The sequence below is a fragment of the Methylobacterium sp. A54F genome (assembly GCF_053346035.1).
The window spans coordinates 59,673-74,361 of sequence record NZ_JBKFBF010000002.1 but is presented as its reverse complement, the minus strand read 5'-3'; the positions used below and the strand labels follow the sequence as shown (position 1 = coordinate 74,361).

The 14,689-nt window shown below is 70.7% G+C and carries 16 protein-coding genes; 11 read left to right on the top strand and 5 right to left on the bottom strand.

What is annotated here, in order from left to right; translation table 11 throughout:
* Nucleotides 1–212 precede the first annotated feature (212 nt).
* A complete protein-coding gene (locus ACLBXP_RS04060) occupies nucleotides 213–539 on the top strand; it encodes an Hpt domain-containing protein (protein WP_447666292.1) in 327 nt (108 codons plus the stop codon).
* Nucleotides 540–686: 147 nt separating this feature from the next.
* Complete coding sequence (locus ACLBXP_RS04055) at nucleotides 687–1,007, top strand: 2Fe-2S iron-sulfur cluster-binding protein (RefSeq protein WP_447666291.1); 321 nt, start codon at nucleotides 687–689, stop codon at nucleotides 1,005–1,007.
* Between the two features lie 9 nt (nucleotides 1,008–1,016).
* On the opposite strand, the gene ACLBXP_RS04050 is transcribed toward ACLBXP_RS04055, so the two are convergent.
* The gene (locus tag ACLBXP_RS04050) at nucleotides 1,017–2,192 is read right to left on the bottom strand and encodes a vWA domain-containing protein (RefSeq protein WP_447666290.1); all 1,176 of its coding nucleotides are present in this window, start codon (nucleotides 2,190–2,192) and stop codon (nucleotides 1,017–1,019) included.
* A 257-nt stretch (nucleotides 2,193–2,449) separates the two neighbouring features.
* Here ACLBXP_RS04050 and ACLBXP_RS04045 point away from each other — a divergent pair, with 257 nt between their 5' ends.
* Both ACLBXP_RS04045 and ACLBXP_RS04040 read left to right on the top strand, forming a co-directional pair.
* On the top strand, nucleotides 2,450–2,863 hold the full coding sequence (locus ACLBXP_RS04045) for a hypothetical protein (protein WP_447666289.1): 414 nt from the start codon (nucleotides 2,450–2,452) through the stop codon (nucleotides 2,861–2,863).
* 433 nt (nucleotides 2,864–3,296) lie between these two features.
* Nucleotides 3,297–4,178 (top strand): hypothetical protein, encoded by an 882-nt coding sequence (locus ACLBXP_RS04040; RefSeq protein WP_447666288.1) that lies wholly within the window; start codon nucleotides 3,297–3,299, stop codon nucleotides 4,176–4,178.
* A 7-nt stretch (nucleotides 4,179–4,185) separates the two neighbouring features.
* Here ACLBXP_RS04040 and ACLBXP_RS04035 read toward each other — a convergent pair whose 3' ends face one another.
* Nucleotides 4,186–6,024, bottom strand: a complete 1,839-nt coding sequence (locus tag ACLBXP_RS04035) for a cation:proton antiporter domain-containing protein (protein ID WP_447666287.1) — start codon at nucleotides 6,022–6,024, stop codon at nucleotides 4,186–4,188.
* A 314-nt stretch (nucleotides 6,025–6,338) separates the two neighbouring features.
* Here ACLBXP_RS04035 and ACLBXP_RS04030 point away from each other — a divergent pair, with 314 nt between their 5' ends.
* The 6 genes from ACLBXP_RS04030 to ACLBXP_RS04005 all read left to right on the top strand — a co-directional run bounded on the left by ACLBXP_RS04030 (nucleotide 6,339) and on the right by ACLBXP_RS04005 (nucleotide 12,095).
* Nucleotides 6,339–7,553 carry a diguanylate cyclase gene (locus tag ACLBXP_RS04030; RefSeq protein WP_447666286.1) on the top strand — a complete coding sequence of 405 codons (1,215 nt, stop codon included), beginning with the start codon at nucleotides 6,339–6,341 and terminating at the stop codon, nucleotides 7,551–7,553.
* A 186-nt stretch (nucleotides 7,554–7,739) separates the two neighbouring features.
* Nucleotides 7,740–8,948 carry an ATPase gene (locus ACLBXP_RS04025; RefSeq protein WP_447666285.1) on the top strand — a complete coding sequence of 403 codons (1,209 nt, stop codon included), beginning with the start codon at nucleotides 7,740–7,742 and terminating at the stop codon, nucleotides 8,946–8,948.
* Nucleotides 8,945–9,577 (top strand): hypothetical protein, encoded by a 633-nt coding sequence (locus ACLBXP_RS04020; protein ID WP_447666284.1) that lies wholly within the window; start codon nucleotides 8,945–8,947, stop codon nucleotides 9,575–9,577. Before ACLBXP_RS04025 ends, ACLBXP_RS04020 begins: the two co-directional genes overlap by 4 nt.
* 87 nt (nucleotides 9,578–9,664) lie before the next feature.
* Nucleotides 9,665–10,516: an AAA family ATPase gene (locus ACLBXP_RS04015; RefSeq protein ID WP_447666283.1), complete on the top strand. Its 852-nt coding sequence runs from the start codon at nucleotides 9,665–9,667 to the stop codon at nucleotides 10,514–10,516.
* Nucleotides 10,517–10,580: 64 nt separating this feature from the next.
* Nucleotides 10,581–11,561 carry an aldo/keto reductase gene (locus ACLBXP_RS04010; RefSeq protein WP_447666282.1) on the top strand — a complete coding sequence of 327 codons (981 nt, stop codon included), beginning with the start codon at nucleotides 10,581–10,583 and terminating at the stop codon, nucleotides 11,559–11,561.
* Between the two features lie 9 nt (nucleotides 11,562–11,570).
* Nucleotides 11,571–12,095: a SixA phosphatase family protein gene (locus tag ACLBXP_RS04005; protein WP_447666281.1), complete on the top strand. Its 525-nt coding sequence runs from the start codon at nucleotides 11,571–11,573 to the stop codon at nucleotides 12,093–12,095.
* Between the two features lie 3 nt (nucleotides 12,096–12,098).
* Here ACLBXP_RS04005 and ACLBXP_RS04000 read toward each other — a convergent pair whose 3' ends face one another.
* Nucleotides 12,099–13,079: an alpha/beta fold hydrolase gene (locus ACLBXP_RS04000; protein ID WP_447666280.1), complete on the bottom strand. Its 981-nt coding sequence runs from the start codon at nucleotides 13,077–13,079 to the stop codon at nucleotides 12,099–12,101.
* Nucleotides 13,080–13,258: 179 nt separating this feature from the next.
* Between ACLBXP_RS04000 and ACLBXP_RS03995 the strand changes: the two genes are divergently transcribed.
* Nucleotides 13,259–13,732: an Hsp20 family protein gene (locus tag ACLBXP_RS03995; protein ID WP_447666279.1), complete on the top strand. Its 474-nt coding sequence runs from the start codon at nucleotides 13,259–13,261 to the stop codon at nucleotides 13,730–13,732.
* Between the two features lie 59 nt (nucleotides 13,733–13,791).
* Here ACLBXP_RS03995 and ACLBXP_RS03990 read toward each other — a convergent pair whose 3' ends face one another.
* Nucleotides 13,792–14,100, bottom strand: a complete 309-nt coding sequence (locus ACLBXP_RS03990) for a hypothetical protein (RefSeq protein WP_447666278.1) — start codon at nucleotides 14,098–14,100, stop codon at nucleotides 13,792–13,794.
* 51 nt (nucleotides 14,101–14,151) lie between these two features.
* Complete coding sequence (locus tag ACLBXP_RS03985) at nucleotides 14,152–14,586, bottom strand: RNA polymerase subunit sigma-70 (protein WP_447666277.1); 435 nt, start codon at nucleotides 14,584–14,586, stop codon at nucleotides 14,152–14,154.
* Nucleotides 14,587–14,689 lie beyond the last annotated feature (103 nt).

Genomic DNA, 14,689 nt, shown 5'->3' with positions numbered 1-14,689 from the left:
TTTACCAAGGAAGTTTAGACCTCGCCGGATGCCCCGGATACCCGAGGCGGCCGCGCGGTCCAAAAAACCTTAACGGAATGGTTACCACCCCGGCCCCGAGGACGTCCCGGCCCGGCCATCCCATGATGGCTGAAGCCGAAACCGGTTGCGATTCATCCGCGCCGCCGGCTGTGGATAGCGGGCGGGGCACGGCGCCCGCGGTGGAGGTCAGGATGGGTCAGGCCCTCGATGCGTCACACCTCGCCGAGCAGACCGGCGGCGACCAGGTGCTCGCCAGCGAGCTCCTCGGGCTGTTCGCAGCGCAGTGCCGGCGCCTGGCGCCGCTCATCGAAGCGGAGGCGGCCCCGGCCAGCGAGCGGGCGGATTTCGCCCATACCCTGAAAGGGTCCGCGCTCGGCGTCGGCGCCTTCCCGGTCGCGCGCGCGGCGGAGGCGATCGAGGACGCTCTCCGGAGCGGCTGCGCGGTCGCGGCGGAGGATCTGATCGGGCTCGCGGACGCCGTCTCGGCGGTCCTTGCGGCAATCGAGCGCCGGCCCTGACGGGCTTCTCCGGGAACGCCCGCGCCCCTGCAACGTAAGGGCAAGAATTCCGCGCCCCGCCCACCCGGTGCCCTTGCTTTCCAGCGCCCGCACCGCCAAGCAGGCCGCGCCCGACGCCCCATACGACGCCCGAGCCCGGAGCCCGCAATGCCCAAGATCACCTACGTCGACCATGCCGGCACCGCCCGAACGGTGGAGGGTGCCGAGGGTTCGACGGTGATGGAGACGGCCCTGCGCAACAACGTCCCGGGCATCGAGGCGGAGTGCGGCGGCGCCTGCGCGTGCGCGACCTGCCACGTCTACGTCGACGGCGAATGGGCGGAGGTCGTCGGCCCGGCCGAGGACATGGAAAAGGACATGCTGGACTTCGCCACGGACGTCCGCGACTCCTCCCGCCTGTCCTGCCAGATCCGCATCACGCCGGCGCTGGACGGCCTCACCGTCACGACGCCGGCCCGCCAGGGCTGAGGAGCGCGTTCAGCGCAGCAGGGCCCGCATCGCCGCGTCGAGCCCCTCCAGAGTCATCGGGAACATCCGGCCGGCCATGAGCCGCTGCACCATGCCGATCGACTGGGTGTAGGGCCAGCTGGCCTGCGCCACCGGGTTGAGCCAGACGGCGCCCGGGAAATGATCGAGCACCCGCTGCAGCCAGACGGCGCCGGCCTCCTCGTTCCAGTGCTCGACGGAGCCGCCGGGGACGGCGATCTCGTAGGGGCTCATTGAGGCGTCGCCCACGAACACAACCTTGTAGTCCGGCGGGTAGGTGCGGATGACGTCGAGGAGCGGGGTGCGCTCCTCGTGCCGTCGCCGGTTCTCGGTCCACACCGCCTCGTAGGGGCAGTTGTGGAAGTAGAAGTGGGCGAAGTGCTTGAACTCCGACCGGGCGGCCGAGAACAGCTCCTCGGCGAGCGCCACATGCCAGTCCATCGAGCCGCCGACGTCGAGGAAGAGCAGGACCTTCACGGCGTTGCGCCGCTCGGGCCGCAGGCGAAGGTCGAGCCAGCCCTGCCGGGCGCTCGCCCGGATGGTGCCGTCGAGGTCCAGCTCCTCCGCCGCGCCCGTGCGGGCGAAGCGGCGCAATCGCCGAAGGGCGAGGCGCATGGTCCGGGTGCCGAGCTCCACGCCGTCGTCGAGGTCCCGGAACTCGCGCTTGTCCCACACCTTCACCGCGCGGAAGTTGCGGTTGCCGTCCTGTCCGATCCGGATCCCCTCCGGATTATAGCCGTAGGCGCCGAAGGGCGAGGTGCCGCCGGTGCCGATCCACTTCGAGCCGCCCTGGTGGCGCCCCTTCTGCTCGGCCAGGCGCTGCTTCAGGGTCTCGAACAGCTTGTCCCAGCCGAGCGCCTTCAGTTCCGCCCTCTCGGCCTCGGTAAGGTATTTCTCCGTGAGCTTGCGCAACCATTCCTCCGGAATGGCGGCCGCCTCGGTCGCCTCCCCGACGGTCTCCAGGCCCTTGAAGACCTGCCCGAACACCCGATCGAAGCGGTCGAGGTTGCGCTCGTCCTTCACCAGGGCGGTGCGCGCCAGGAGGTAGAACTCCTCGACGCGCTTCTCCGCGAGGTCCTGCTCAAGGGCGCCGAGGAGACCGAGGTACTCGCGCAGCGTGACCGGGACGCGCGCCTCGCGCAGCGCGGTGAAGAACTGGAGCAGCATGCCCCGTGATCGCGGCAAGGGGGCCGCGCGGTCAAGGGGAGGCGGCCCGGCCGGCCCTCGGAGCGGCCGCGGCGGACGGCTCGGCCCCGGCGTCCGGGTGCCCCGAAACCTGGGCATAAGTCAGGATTCCTGTTGATATCGGACCCCGTCACCCCGCTCCGGCACGTTGGAGCGTCATCGGAATCAGATGCCGCGGGCGCATAGTCCCGCGGTCGAACAGGAACGACAGTCTCCGGCGTAAGGTCGAGGGGAGACAGATGACGATCGACTTGCGGAGCTTGGCCGACTTCAAGCGCTTTCTCAGACGCCCCGGCGCCACGATTCAGGTCGTGCATAACACGTTCATGGACCGCCAGCCCGAGGCGGCCCGCGCCGCCTATCGGGCCAAGGGCATGTACGAGCCGCGGACGGTGCAGGCGCTGACCCGCCGGGCCGCCATCTTCGCCCTGAAGGGCCACCCGACGACGGTCTGGCTCTACTGGGACAAGGGCGTGCGCAACTGGCGCTTCTCGGGCGACACCGTCACGGTCCCGCTCGCGGCGGGCCTTGGCCCCCCCGACGCCATCACCTACCGGTGCAGCTACGCGCCGGGCACGGCGCCCGGAGAGGCGCGCCGGGCGCGCACCACCCCCGTCCGCAGCTGGACCGAGGAGGCACCGGCCCTGCTCTGAGGCCAGCGAGCGCAGGGCCGATCCGGCACGACACCGTCGCGGCGGGCATCGCGCCCGCACCGAGCGGGCCGATCGTCTGCCGCTCACAACGCGCGCGAAGCGCTGCCGGCAGGCCGAAACCGCGCGATAATCCAGCCCGACCATGTGCTGTGTGCAGCTTCTACAAAAGTCGTAGCCACAGGCCGCAACGCCGTGACCGACTGTCGGGTCGAGACGGCTGGGACTACGCAATCACGAGCGCGTGCGTGCTTTGCGGCAAATCGGCCGTTGCTTTGCGTTGCGAACCCCGTGAATGTTGCCGCCGCGTTTTGACGATCGTCGACATACTTAAGCTTAAACTGTTCTAAGTCATTCGGGCAGGGATGTTGCGTATCGAAAATTTCTGCGGGCGAGAGTGCCTCGGGCAGCTGTCCGGGACGGACCGGAGGGCGCCGTGACCGGCGAGCCCGTCCGACCCCGGCGCAGCGCCGAGGTGATCCTGGCGCACCCGCGCTTCGCGGAGGCGCGCGGCGTCCACGCCGACGCGATCGTCGCGATCTTCGACGGCGACCAGTTCCTGACCCGCCTCCTCGGCGATTCCAGCCGGATCATGCTCTCGTCCCTGCTCGCCGGCTTCCACGCGGCCTACGACGAGAACGACCGCTCGACCTGGGCAAACCTCGGGCGCATCCAGACCCTCGTCGGCGCCTGGGGGGTGGCGAGCCCGCGCACGCTCAACGATGTCGTCGCCCGCTTCTGCCAGACCGGCTACGTCACCCCCGAGCCGAGCCTGCAGGATCGGCGGGTGCGCATCCTCCGGCCGACCGAGCGGCTGCTCGCGCACGACCGCGCGTATCTCGGCGCCTTCTACCGCTTCCTCGACGTGCTTTATCCGGGCGAGGGCTTCGCGTGGTTCAAGGGGCCGGATCGGGCCGTCCATCTCGCGCTGCGCCGGGTCGCCTTCCATGCGCTGGGGACCGCGGCCGGGTTCATTCCTCGACACCCCGATGTGATGTCGTTCGTCAACCAGGACGCCGGCTTCGTCTGCCTGATGATGGCCGTGCAGGCGGCCTGCGCGGAGACGCCCGGCCCGCCCCTGACCTACCAGGGCGTGGCGACGCGGCTCGGCGTGTCGCGCACCCACGTGCGCAACGTCTTCACCCGCGCCGAAGCCCTCGGCTGGGTGGAACTCGGGGGGCGTGGCGGCACGATCCGGGTCCTGCCGCGGCTCTGGACCGCCTTCGACCCCTTCGTGGCCGATATCATGTCGGGGCACGCCGCCGTCGCCGAGATGGCCTTCGCGGCCTCCGCAGGATCGGTCGCGCGCTCGGCCTGAGGTTGCCTCAGGCCCGCTTGCCGACCGGCGCCTCCTCCTTGGCGGGTGCCTCCCGCGCCTCGGGCGCCTTGCCGACGGTGCGGCGGGCGCGGAAGACCGGGCGGGTATCGGATTCCTTGCGCTTGAGCATGGCCCGATACTCGTCGCGCCGCTCGTGGATCGAGGCGATGACGAGCCCCATCGGCACGCCGACATCCACCAGCACCGCCTCGGACAGCTGCAACGACGCCTCGATGGTCTCGGGCACCGCATCGTCGACGCCGAGGTCGTAGAGGGCGGTGGCATGGCGCGCGTCGCGGGCGCGGGCGACGATCGTCAGGTCCCGGCGCTCGGCGCGGGCCGCCTCCACCACCGCCTCGACGGCGCGCGGGTTGTCGAGGGTGACGACGAGCGCCCGGGCCGTGGCGATGTCGCAGCGGCGCAGCAGCTCCGCGTTGGCCGAATCGCCGAAGTAGACGGGGTACCCGAGCCGGCGCTGCTCGGCGACGCGGCTCGCGTCGGCATCGAGGGCGAGGTAAGGGATCTTGTGCCGCGTCAGCATCTCGCCGACCTGGCGGCCTACGCGGCCGTAGCCCGCGATGATCACCCGGTTCTGGAGCTTGTCCGGCGGCGGCTCGGCCCGGGCGCGCCCGAGCTGGTTCCCGGAGACCCGCCGCCCGGCCCGGCGCCCCACCGCAGCAAGCGCGGGAATCGCGATCATCGTGACCGTGGTGACGATGAGGGCCGCCCCGCCGACCCCCTCCGGCACGAGCCCCGCCGCCACGGCGCCCCCGATCAGCACGAAGGCGAACTCGCCGCCCGGCCCGAGGAGCAGGGCCGCCTCGAGCGCCACGGGGCGCGAGATCCGCAGGGCCGGCGCGGCGAGCATCACCATCGCGGCCTTGATCACGAGGAGTGCCACCGACAGCCCGAGGATGGTGCCGGGGTTGGCCAGCAGCTGCGCCGGATCGAGGTTCATCCCCACCGAGACGAAAAACACCCCGAGCAGGAGCCCCTTGAACGGGTCGATCGTCGCCTCGATCGCGCGGCGGTACTCGGTCTCGGCGAGGAGCAGGCCCGCCACGAAGGCGCCGAGGGTCATCGAGAGGCCGCTCGCGGCCGCCGTGAGCGCGGTGCCGACGATGACGAGGAGGCAGGCCGCCATGAACAGCTCCGGCGACTTCGTGCGCGCCACGAGCTGGAACAGAGGCCGCAGCGCCAGGCGCCCGGCCACCACGATCACCACGAGGGCCACCACCGCCTGCCCGATGGCCAGCGCCAGCGCAGTGCCCACATCCGTTCCGTCGCTGCGGCCGAGCACGGCGATGGCGAACAGCACGGGCGCCACCGCGAGGTCCTGGAACAGCAGCACCGCGAAGCTCGCGCGGCCGGCCGGCGTGTTGAGCCGTTTCTGCTCCGCCAGCACCGGCAGCACCACGGCCGTGGACGAGAGCGCCAGCGCGATGCCGACGATGACGGCCGCCGCGAGCGGCACCTTAAGGCCGTAGAGGATCGCGCCGATCACCAGGGCGGAGGAGATCACCTGCACCGAGCCGAGGCCGAAGACGAGGCGGCGGAGCGTCCGCAGGCGCTCCCAGGACAGCTCGACGCCGATCATGAACATCAGGAAGATCACCCCGAACTCGGCCAGATGAGCGATCTCGGTCCGGTTGGCGATCGAGACCTGCGCGATCCAGTGGGCCTCGTCGGCGAAGCGCCCGAGGCCGAACGGCCCCAGCAGCGCACCCGCCCCGATGAAGCCCAGGACGGGGCTGATCCGCAGGCGGTGGAACAGGGGCACCACGATCCCCGCCGTGACGAGGAACAGGATCACCTCCTTGTAGGAACCGGCATGGACCTCTGGCATCGGCTGGGATCGAACTCGCAAGCTTGAGGGCGGGCCGCGCCCGCGGCGCGTGCAGGTGTGGCGCGGCGATCATGGGGGGTGGGGACGGCCCGGGCAACCGTTTCGGAACCGATCGCCTCGGCCGATGCGCGCGCTGGGCGGATATCGACCCGGCTGAGCACTTTCGAGCGCTCGGGGCTGGCGTGAATGCCGATTTCTGCTCTTTGGGCCGCCTCCAATCCTCGGAAGACTTGCCTTTTGTTCAGTTCCCGGTTGTGCTGTTAAAGCAGCATCAAGGCTTGGCCTGTACCACTCAACGCACCACGGGTGATGCGATGAGCCGGCCACTGCGGCAGACACAACTGGGCGAGGTCGAGGACGCGATCCTGAAGGGCTGCCGATCGCTGCGCTTCAGTCCCGAAATCGAGCACCAGTTCGAGGTGGACGAAGCGGCGCGGCGCTGCCGGCACATCGTCATCTCGAATTACATCGGCCTCCTCGTCTACCACCTCTTCCTCGTGAGCGATTATCGCGTGGTCCGCGACGCGTTCGGGGTCGACCTCCTGATGCATTTCGGGGTGATGACCCCCGTCGCGGTCGCGATCCACCTCGTCCTGGCGCGCCGCCCGCCGGCCTGGCTGCGGGAAGGCCTCGTGAGCCTGTCGATGATCGTCATCGCCGGCACGATCTACGTGGTCGTGGCGGCGAGCCGGTCTCCCGACAAGGACCTGATCTCCCTAGCGACGCAGCTCGTCCTGGCATTCGCCACGATCGTCCTGCGCATCCGGTTCCGGCACGCGATCCCCTGCTTCCTCGTGATCGCGGCGCTGTTCAGCCTCGGGCTCGCGAGCGTCGAGGGGCTGTCGGCCGATCGGGCGATGATGTTCAACTGCCTGTTCCTGGGCAGCGTCGTGTTCTCGCTGGTCGGCTGCTACAACCTGGAGCACGCGCACCGCACGAGCTACCTCCTGACGCTGCGCGAGCGGATGCGCAGCCGCGACCACGAGGCGGCGAGCCTGCGGGACGCCCTGACGGGGATCGGGAACCGCCGGGCCCTGGAGGCGGCCCTCGCGGAACTGGCCGGGCGCCGCGCCGCCGAGGGCGAGCCGGTCGCCGTGCTGCTCCTCGACGTCGATCACTTCAAGGTCTTCAACGACGTGAACGGCCATCCGGCGGGCGATGCCTGCCTCAGGCGCGTCGCCGCCCTCGTGACGGGCAGCATCCGCCGCGGCGAAGGCACTGTCTATCGCTACGGTGGGGAGGAGTTCCTGGTCCTTCTCGAAGCCGTGTCGATCGAGACCGCCGTCGAGGTTGCGGAGCGGATCCGCTCCACCGTCGCGGCCGCCGCGATGCCCCGCGACCGCACCGCGACCTCGGTCGTCACCGTCAGCATCGGCACGGCCGCGGGCCGGATCGGCAGCGAGGCGGATGCCGCCGGGCTCGTCGCCGCGGCGGACGAGGCGCTCTATGCGGCCAAGCGCAGCGGCCGCGACCGCGTCTGGCCGCCTCCGGTGCAAGCCGCGGCCGTTCTCCTCGATCGGGTCGCCTGAGCGCCCCTTGGCGACCGCCTGCCGGCCCCTTCGGGCCCGGGATCGGCGGGTGAGGCATTTTGGCCACCCCGGGCGGCGAAGGTTGCCCGCACGCGCCTCGACCGCAATTGGACACATTGGCCACATACTTGCAGATCCTAATGCCGCGTTAGGCTCAACCCTTCGTCGCGTACCGGATCGACACACATGCCCACCATGCCCCCGAGTCGGGAGGTCCAGCGCGAGGCCCGCGCCTGGAAGCTCGAGTCCGAGCGCTGGACGCACGAGCGCCACGTCGAGCGCGGTTACCGGATCAAGTGGGGCTACGTCGGGATCGCCTACCTCGTCGAGTTCATGGTGATCGGCGCCTCGCTGGCCGGGGCCTGGCTGTTCGCCGGCTACTACAGCGACGGCGATTCCCGGGCCTTCTCGTTCATGCTCCTGGCGCCGCTGGTCTACGCGGCGGTGGAGCTGTGCCGCGTGCCGCTCGGCATCCTCGCCCGCACCCAGCGCTCCTGGTTCGTGCGCGCGCTGGCGATCATCGGCATCGTGTTCGCGGCGGGCGTCACCACCAAGTCGGTGTCGCAGCTCGGCGAGATGATGTTCCATCCCCGCCTGATGGACGCCGCCAAGGCCAAGACGGCCCTCAAGGACGCGCAGGCGGACCGGGCGAGCCTCGACACGCGCATCGCCGCGGCCGATGCCCGCGTCCAGCAGTACACGACGGAACTCGATCAGATCGAGAAGCGCTCGGCGGACAACGCCCAGCAGCTCGCCGGCCTGCCGGCCCAGCGCTGCGAGCGCATCTCCGGCACCAACAGCCGCGGCCAGCGCTACTCGAACCTGAAGTGCGTCACGGACCCGCGCACCGCGACGCTCTCGGCCAGCGTCACCAAGGCGTCCGCCGACCGGGCCGTGGTGACGAAGGACCTGGAGGAAGCCCGCAAGGCGCGCGCGCTCCTCGACCGCGGCGCCGCCGACCGGCGCGTCGCCGACACCGAGCAGGCCTACCGCAACTCGGTGAACCGCTCGCAGCTCCACTCCTTCACGGCGATGGTCTACGGCGTCGACCCGATCGAGGTGACCGACGCGCAGGTGCACGCCTTCCTGCGCATCTTCGTGTTCGTGCCGGCCCTCTGCGCCGCCTTCGCCTCGACGATCCTGGCGCTCTGCGCGGTCTCGGTGCGCAAGACCTTCATGGACGAGGACGACCTCGGCGCCGTCGTGAACGCCGAGGCGACGCCCTACATGCTGGCGCCCTTCGCCGAGGGCATCGTGCAGGAGGTCAACGCCTCCCTGCAGAAATCCGTGCGTGATGCCGTGGCCTCCGGCGCCGCGATCCCCCTCGAGCAGCGCCGGCCGACGCCCGCGCAGGCGGCCCCGCCGCCGGCGGCCAGCGCGGGAGCCGGCGCATGAGCTACCTGATGCAGGGCTCGCCCGAGAACGTGGCGCTCGCGCAGCACGTGAACGGACGGCTGCGCGCCGAATCGCGCATCGTGGCGGCCCGGGCCTTCCTGTTCCGGGCGCTCGGGGCGGGCGCCTTCGCGGCGCTGGCCGGGGCCGGCACCGGCGCCGCCTTCTACGGCTACGCCACCATGCAGCAGTACGATGCGGCCGCCGAGCGCATCGCGGACGCGATGCAGAAGGCGCTGTCCGACGTCACGCTGAAGACCAAGGGCGAGGTCACTCTCACCGACACCACCCTGAAGCTGGAGCAGCCGCCGGCCCGGCCGGACATGGCCTCGGTGATCGCCAACCAGTCGAAGGGCGAGCCCGGCAACGCGGCGGTGCGCACGACCTTCACGGTGTTCAAGTCGGTGCCCTACCTCGACGGCAACATCGTCACGGGCTGGCAGTTCAAGGGCGACGAGAAGACCCCCGAATCCCAGTACTGCTACTACTCGCACCCGCAGAAGTTCGGCAGCGACGTGCTGACCCAGGTCAACATCGCCATCAACGGCCAGGTCGCGCCGCAGACGAGCTCGGAACTCAACCTCCAGTCGCTCTCGAAGAGCTGCGTCTGGTTCGACCCGAAGAAGGTCTAGGCGCCGGGCGCGAGCGGCGTGCCTTGCGGCCCGCCGCCCGGCCGCGTAACCGAAGGGCATCCCCGCGAGCCCAGCCCCAGGCACCCGATGCGCTTCACCGGAACCCAGTCCTACGTCGCGACGCCCGACCTGACGACCGCGGTGAACGCCGCCATCGTGCTGGAGCGCCCGCTCCTCGTGAAGGGCGAGCCGGGGACGGGCAAGACGGTCCTCGCGGAGGAGATCGCCGCCGGCCTCGGCGCGCCGCTGATCACCTGGAACATCAAGTCGACCACCAAGGCGCAGCAGGGTCTCTACGAGTACGATGCGGTCTCGCGCCTGCGCGACTCCCAGCTCGGCGACCCCCGCGTCTCGGAGATCGGCCACTACATCCGCCGCGGCAAGCTCTGGGAGGCCTTCACGGCGCCGGAGCGCCCCGTGCTGCTGATCGACGAGGTCGACAAGGCCGACATCGAGTTCCCGAACGACCTCCTGACCGAGCTCGACCGGATGGAGTTCCACGTCTACGAGACCGGCGAGACGGTGCGGGCCGAACGGCGGCCGGTGGTGATCATCACCTCGAACAACGAGAAGGAGCTGCCGGACGCCTTCCTGCGCCGCTGCTTCTTCCACTACATCCGCTTCCCCGACGCCGAGACCCTGCGGGCGATCGTCGAGGTGCACTATCCGGGCATCAAGCAGCGCCTGGTCGAGGAGGCCCTTCGCGTGTTCCTGGAGACGCGCGAGGTGCCGGGCCTCAAGAAGAAGCCCTCGACCTCCGAACTCCTCGACTGGCTGAAGCTCCTCGTCTCCGAGGATGTGAGCCCCGAGACGCTGCGCGAGCGGGACGGGCGCAAGCTGATCCCGCCGCTGCACGGCGCGCTCCTGAAGAACGAGCAGGACGTCAGCCTGTTCGAGAAGCTCGCCTTCATGATGCGCCGGGAGCAGCGGGGCGGGTAGGGGCTGGCATACGGTGGAAGGCGGCCCAGATATGGCCGCGGGTGACCGATTCCAGCGAGCTGCCATGAAGACGAAGAAGCTCGGCCGCACCGGCCTCGACGTGTCTCCGATCTGCCTGGGCTGCATGACCTACGGCGTGCCGGAGCGCGGGCCCCATCCCTGGACGATGCGCGAGGAGGACAGCCGCCCGCTCATCCGACAGGCGGTCGAGCTCGGCATCAACTTCTTCGACACCGCGAACTACTACTCGGACGGGACCTCCGAGGAGATCGTCGGCCGCGCGCTGAAGGACTACGCCGACCGCGACGCGATCGTCCTGGCGACCAAGTGCTTCTACGGGTTGAAGGACCAGCCGAATGCCGGCGGCCTCTCCCGGAAGGCGATCTTCGCGTCGATCGACGCGAGCCTGCGCCGCCTCGGCACCGATTACGTCGACCTGTTCCAGATCCACCGCTGGGATTACGGCACGCCGATCGAGGTGACCCTGGAGGCGCTCCACGACGTCGTGAAGGCCGGGAAGGCCCGCTATATCGGCGCCTCCTCGATGTACGCCTGGCAGTTCGCCAAGGCCCTGTTCACCGCGGACCGGCACGGCTGGACCCGCTTCGCCACGATGCAGGACCACTACAACCTCCTGCACCGGGAGGAGGAGCGCGAGATGATCCCGCTCTGCCTCGACCAGGGCGTCGCCACCCTGCCGTGGAGCCCGCTCGCCCGCGGCCGCCTCACCCGCGACTGGGATGCGGGGAGCGCCCGCCAGGAGACCGACGAGGTCGGCAAGCGCCTCTACGATGCCACCGCGCAGGCCGACAAGGCGGTGGTCGACACCGTCGCGTCGATCGCCGCGGCCCGCGGCGTCAGCCGGGCGCAGGTCGCCCTCGCCTGGGTCGCGGGCAAGCCCGGGGTGGCGGCCCCGATCATCGGCGCCTCGAAGCCCGCCCACCTGACCGACGCCGCGGCGGCCCTGTCGCTGAGCCTCGATGCGGAGGAGGTGCGGGCGCTCGAGGCGCCCTACGTGCCGCACGCGGTCGTCGGCTTCTCCTGAGGGATCACGATGCTGCGCCTGCTCCTCCTGCGCCACGCCAAGTCCGACCGGCCGGCCGGCACCCGCGATCTCGACCGGCCGCTGAACCCGCGGGGACGCGCCGCCGCGCCCCGCATGGCGGCCTACCTCGCGGAAGCCGGGCTGCGGCCCGACCACGCGCTGGTTTCCCCGGCCCGGCGGACCCAGGAGACCCTCGCGCCGGTGGCCGACACGTTCGACGGCCTGTCCACCCAGACCGTCGAGACGATCTACGAGGCGCCCTCGGACGCGCTGCTGGACGCGATCCGCGCCGCCCCGGACACCGTTCGGACACTCCTCATGGTCGGGCACAATCCGGGCATGCAGGACCTGGCCGAACGCCTGGCGGGCAGCGGCGAGCGGGCAGCCAGGGTGCGGCTCCGCACGCAGTTCCCCACCGCCGCCCTCGCGGTGATCGATTTCGAGGAAGACCACTGGAGCGCGGTCGCCTGGGGCAACGGCCGGCTGGAGCGCTTCGTGCGGCCCCGCGACCTCGCCGCGGAACTCGCGGACTGAGCCTCAGGCCGCCGCGCCCTCCTGCCGGGGTGTCTCGGTGCGCCGGGTTCCGGGCACGAAGGCCTCGAAGGCCGCCCAGAAATCCTCCCGGATCGCGTCGCGCTCGCTCAGGATCTCGTGGCGCGCGTCCGGCAGCACCAGGATGTGGCCGGCCTTGAGCCGGGCGGCGAAGCGCTCGGTCTCGGGCGTGCCGCAGACCGGGTCGGCGCCGGCCGCGACGATCAGGATCGGCATCTCGATGCGGGGCGGCACCCGCGGGTCGCGCAGCCGCGCCATGGCGCGGAAGGCACCGGCGAGCCACGCAATGGTGGGGTCGCCCACCGCCCCGGCACCCACCTCCCGCGCGGCCTGCGCGTTGCGGGCGTAGCGCTTGGGGTCGCGGCAGAGGCGGTTGCCCGGATAGGGCTTCGACGCGATCGAAACTGGGCTGCCGAAGGGGATATAGCGGCTGCCGAACCCGAGGCGGTGCAGACCCCGCGACACGACCGAGGCGGCCGCGGGCCAGTCGACCATCCGGATGGACAGCATCGGCGCCACCGTCACGATCCGGCTGAACGGCAGCCAGCCGTCGAGGGCACCCGTGAAGGCGATGCAGCCGCCCATCGAGTGGGCGAGGCAGACATGGGGCTCCGGCATCAGCGGAACCAGGATGGTCTCGGCGACGGCCTTGATGTCGAGGCGGTAATCGTCGAAGCGCGCGACGTGCCCCTTGTGCGGATCGTCCACCTCGCGCCCCGACTCGCCCTGTCCGCGCCAATCGAAGGCGACGACCGCGAAGCCGCGGTCGCGCAGGTCCGCGACGGTCTCGTAGTACTTCTCGATGAATTCGGCTCGGCCCTGCAGCAGACAGACCGTCCCCTTCACGCTCCGGCCCGCGGGGCGCCAGTGCACCGCCCGGAGATCCACCCCGTCGTCGGTGCGCAGGGCGACCAGCCTGCCCCCCGGCGGCACGGGGTTGTCGGTGGTCGAGCGGAGCGTCAGCATGGGTTGGATCGCCTCACGAGAAACAGCGAACGGAGAGCATCTTTTTCAGCATTCGGGGACTTGCGCGGGTCCGCCGGGGCTCCGATATCAGCAACGCACCGGCCGACAGGCGGTGCACGACCGGTCCGGCCCACGGGCGGACCTTGGATCATAGCATGTTGCTCTTTGGAGGATGTGTCATGCGTCAGTTCGATCTTGCTCCCCTCTACCGCTCCACCGTCGGCTTCGACCGTCTGTTCTCGGCTCTCGACCAGTTCGTGAGCACCGACGCGGCGCCGACCTACCCGCCCTACAACATCGAGCGCACCGGTGAGACCGCTTACCGGATCACCGTCGCGGTCGCCGGCTTCACGGACGCCGATCTGTCGATCGAGGTCAAGGAGAATGCCCTCACCCTCAAGGGCGAGCGCAAGGCCGATGGGGCGAAGCGGACGGAGTTCCTGCACCAGGGCATCGCGGCCCGCAGCTTCGAGCGCCGGTTCCAGCTCGCCGACCACGTCCAGGTGACGGGCGCGGTGCTGGAGAACGGCCTCCTCCACGTCGATCTCGTGCGGGAGATCCCGGAGGCCAAGAAGCCCCGCCAGATCCAGATCGCGACCGGCCGCACGGTCGAGACGCCCGCGATCGAGGGCGAGGTGCAGAAGGCCGCGTAACGCGGTGAACCCGTGAGGGGAAGCGCCCCGGCCGATGGCCGGGGCGTTTTCGTGCGCGCTCAGTAATCCCCGAACCAGTCGTTCCGGCTCGGCTCGTAGCAGGTGTAGCCGACGAAGCAGCGCAGGTTGTCCCGGGTCGGCGCGAAGGCCGTGCGGGCGATCTCGGTCGCCTCGCAGAAATTGCGGTCGCGCACGAAGCGGTCGTAGGTCTGCCCGCCGGTGCCGAGCACCACGGCGCCGGCGCGCATGACAGCGCTCCGAGCCTGCCCGCAACTCATCGCCGTCGTCGAGGGGCGCTGCGCCATGGCGGCGGTCGCCACCAGCAGGAACGGTAGAGAGAGAGTCGTGGCGAGGAGCGCGCGGCGCATGGCGGGATCCGTCCGAGGCGGGATTGCCCACGGGGAACGGCCGGACCCGCCCTACAGGTCCCCGAAGGCGAGCTGGCCCTGAGGCGCGCGCCGGGCCGGCGGCGCGGTTTTGTCCTTGCGGGGAGCCGACTTCGTCCGGCGCGGCTTCGGGTCGCCCCGCATCCGGGCGAGCGCCTTGTCCCGCGCGACGGCCTCCGGCGCGTGGGGGTCGTCGGTCAGCCACTTGCCGCGCTTGATGACCTCGTTCACCCGGCCCTGGTTGACGCCGACCTTGAAGGCGATCTCCTGCTGGGTCATGCCGGTGGAGGCATGCAGGTCGAGGATCGCCCGGGCGAGCTCGGGGGTCATCTTCTGCCCGGTGAGGCGGCGGGCGGGCTTCACGGTGCGGGTGGCGCGGTCGCGCTCGCGCAGGCGCTCCAGCAGCGCGAGGGCCATGTGCATGCCGTGCTCGCGCAGGGCCTCCTCGAATTCCTTCAGGGTCGCCATGGGTCGTCTCCCGCCAGGGCGGCACCGTCCCGCTGGTCGCCCGACAGGGGAGGGTGGGGCGGGAAAGCCGTGCTGACAACGGGCTCGCCCGGTCATCCACCGG

Excerpts from the sequence above, each read along its gene's own strand:
- ACLBXP_RS04060 (WP_447666292.1), top strand. The coding sequence starts at position 213 with ATGGGTCAGGCCCTCGATGCGTCACACCTCGCCGAGCAGACCGGCGGC.
- ACLBXP_RS04055 (WP_447666291.1), top strand. The coding sequence starts at position 687 with ATGCCCAAGATCACCTACGTCGACCATGCCGGCACCGCCCGAACGGTG.
- ACLBXP_RS04050 (WP_447666290.1), bottom strand. The coding sequence starts at position 2,192 with ATGCTGCTCCAGTTCTTCACCGCGCTGCGCGAGGCGCGCGTCCCGGTC.
- ACLBXP_RS04045 (WP_447666289.1), top strand. The coding sequence starts at position 2,450 with ATGACGATCGACTTGCGGAGCTTGGCCGACTTCAAGCGCTTTCTCAGA.
- ACLBXP_RS04035 (WP_447666287.1), bottom strand. The coding sequence starts at position 6,024 with ATGCCAGAGGTCCATGCCGGTTCCTACAAGGAGGTGATCCTGTTCCTC.
- ACLBXP_RS04030 (WP_447666286.1), top strand. The coding sequence starts at position 6,339 with ATGAGCCGGCCACTGCGGCAGACACAACTGGGCGAGGTCGAGGACGCG.
- ACLBXP_RS04025 (WP_447666285.1), top strand. The coding sequence starts at position 7,740 with ATGCCCACCATGCCCCCGAGTCGGGAGGTCCAGCGCGAGGCCCGCGCC.
- ACLBXP_RS04020 (WP_447666284.1), top strand. The coding sequence starts at position 8,945 with ATGAGCTACCTGATGCAGGGCTCGCCCGAGAACGTGGCGCTCGCGCAG.
- ACLBXP_RS04015 (WP_447666283.1), top strand. The coding sequence starts at position 9,665 with ATGCGCTTCACCGGAACCCAGTCCTACGTCGCGACGCCCGACCTGACG.
- ACLBXP_RS04010 (WP_447666282.1), top strand. The coding sequence starts at position 10,581 with ATGAAGACGAAGAAGCTCGGCCGCACCGGCCTCGACGTGTCTCCGATC.
- ACLBXP_RS04005 (WP_447666281.1), top strand. The coding sequence starts at position 11,571 with ATGCTGCGCCTGCTCCTCCTGCGCCACGCCAAGTCCGACCGGCCGGCC.
- ACLBXP_RS04000 (WP_447666280.1), bottom strand. The coding sequence starts at position 13,079 with ATGCTGACGCTCCGCTCGACCACCGACAACCCCGTGCCGCCGGGGGGC.
- ACLBXP_RS03995 (WP_447666279.1), top strand. The coding sequence starts at position 13,259 with ATGCGTCAGTTCGATCTTGCTCCCCTCTACCGCTCCACCGTCGGCTTC.
- ACLBXP_RS03990 (WP_447666278.1), bottom strand. The coding sequence starts at position 14,100 with ATGCGCCGCGCGCTCCTCGCCACGACTCTCTCTCTACCGTTCCTGCTG.
- ACLBXP_RS03985 (WP_447666277.1), bottom strand. The coding sequence starts at position 14,586 with ATGGCGACCCTGAAGGAATTCGAGGAGGCCCTGCGCGAGCACGGCATG.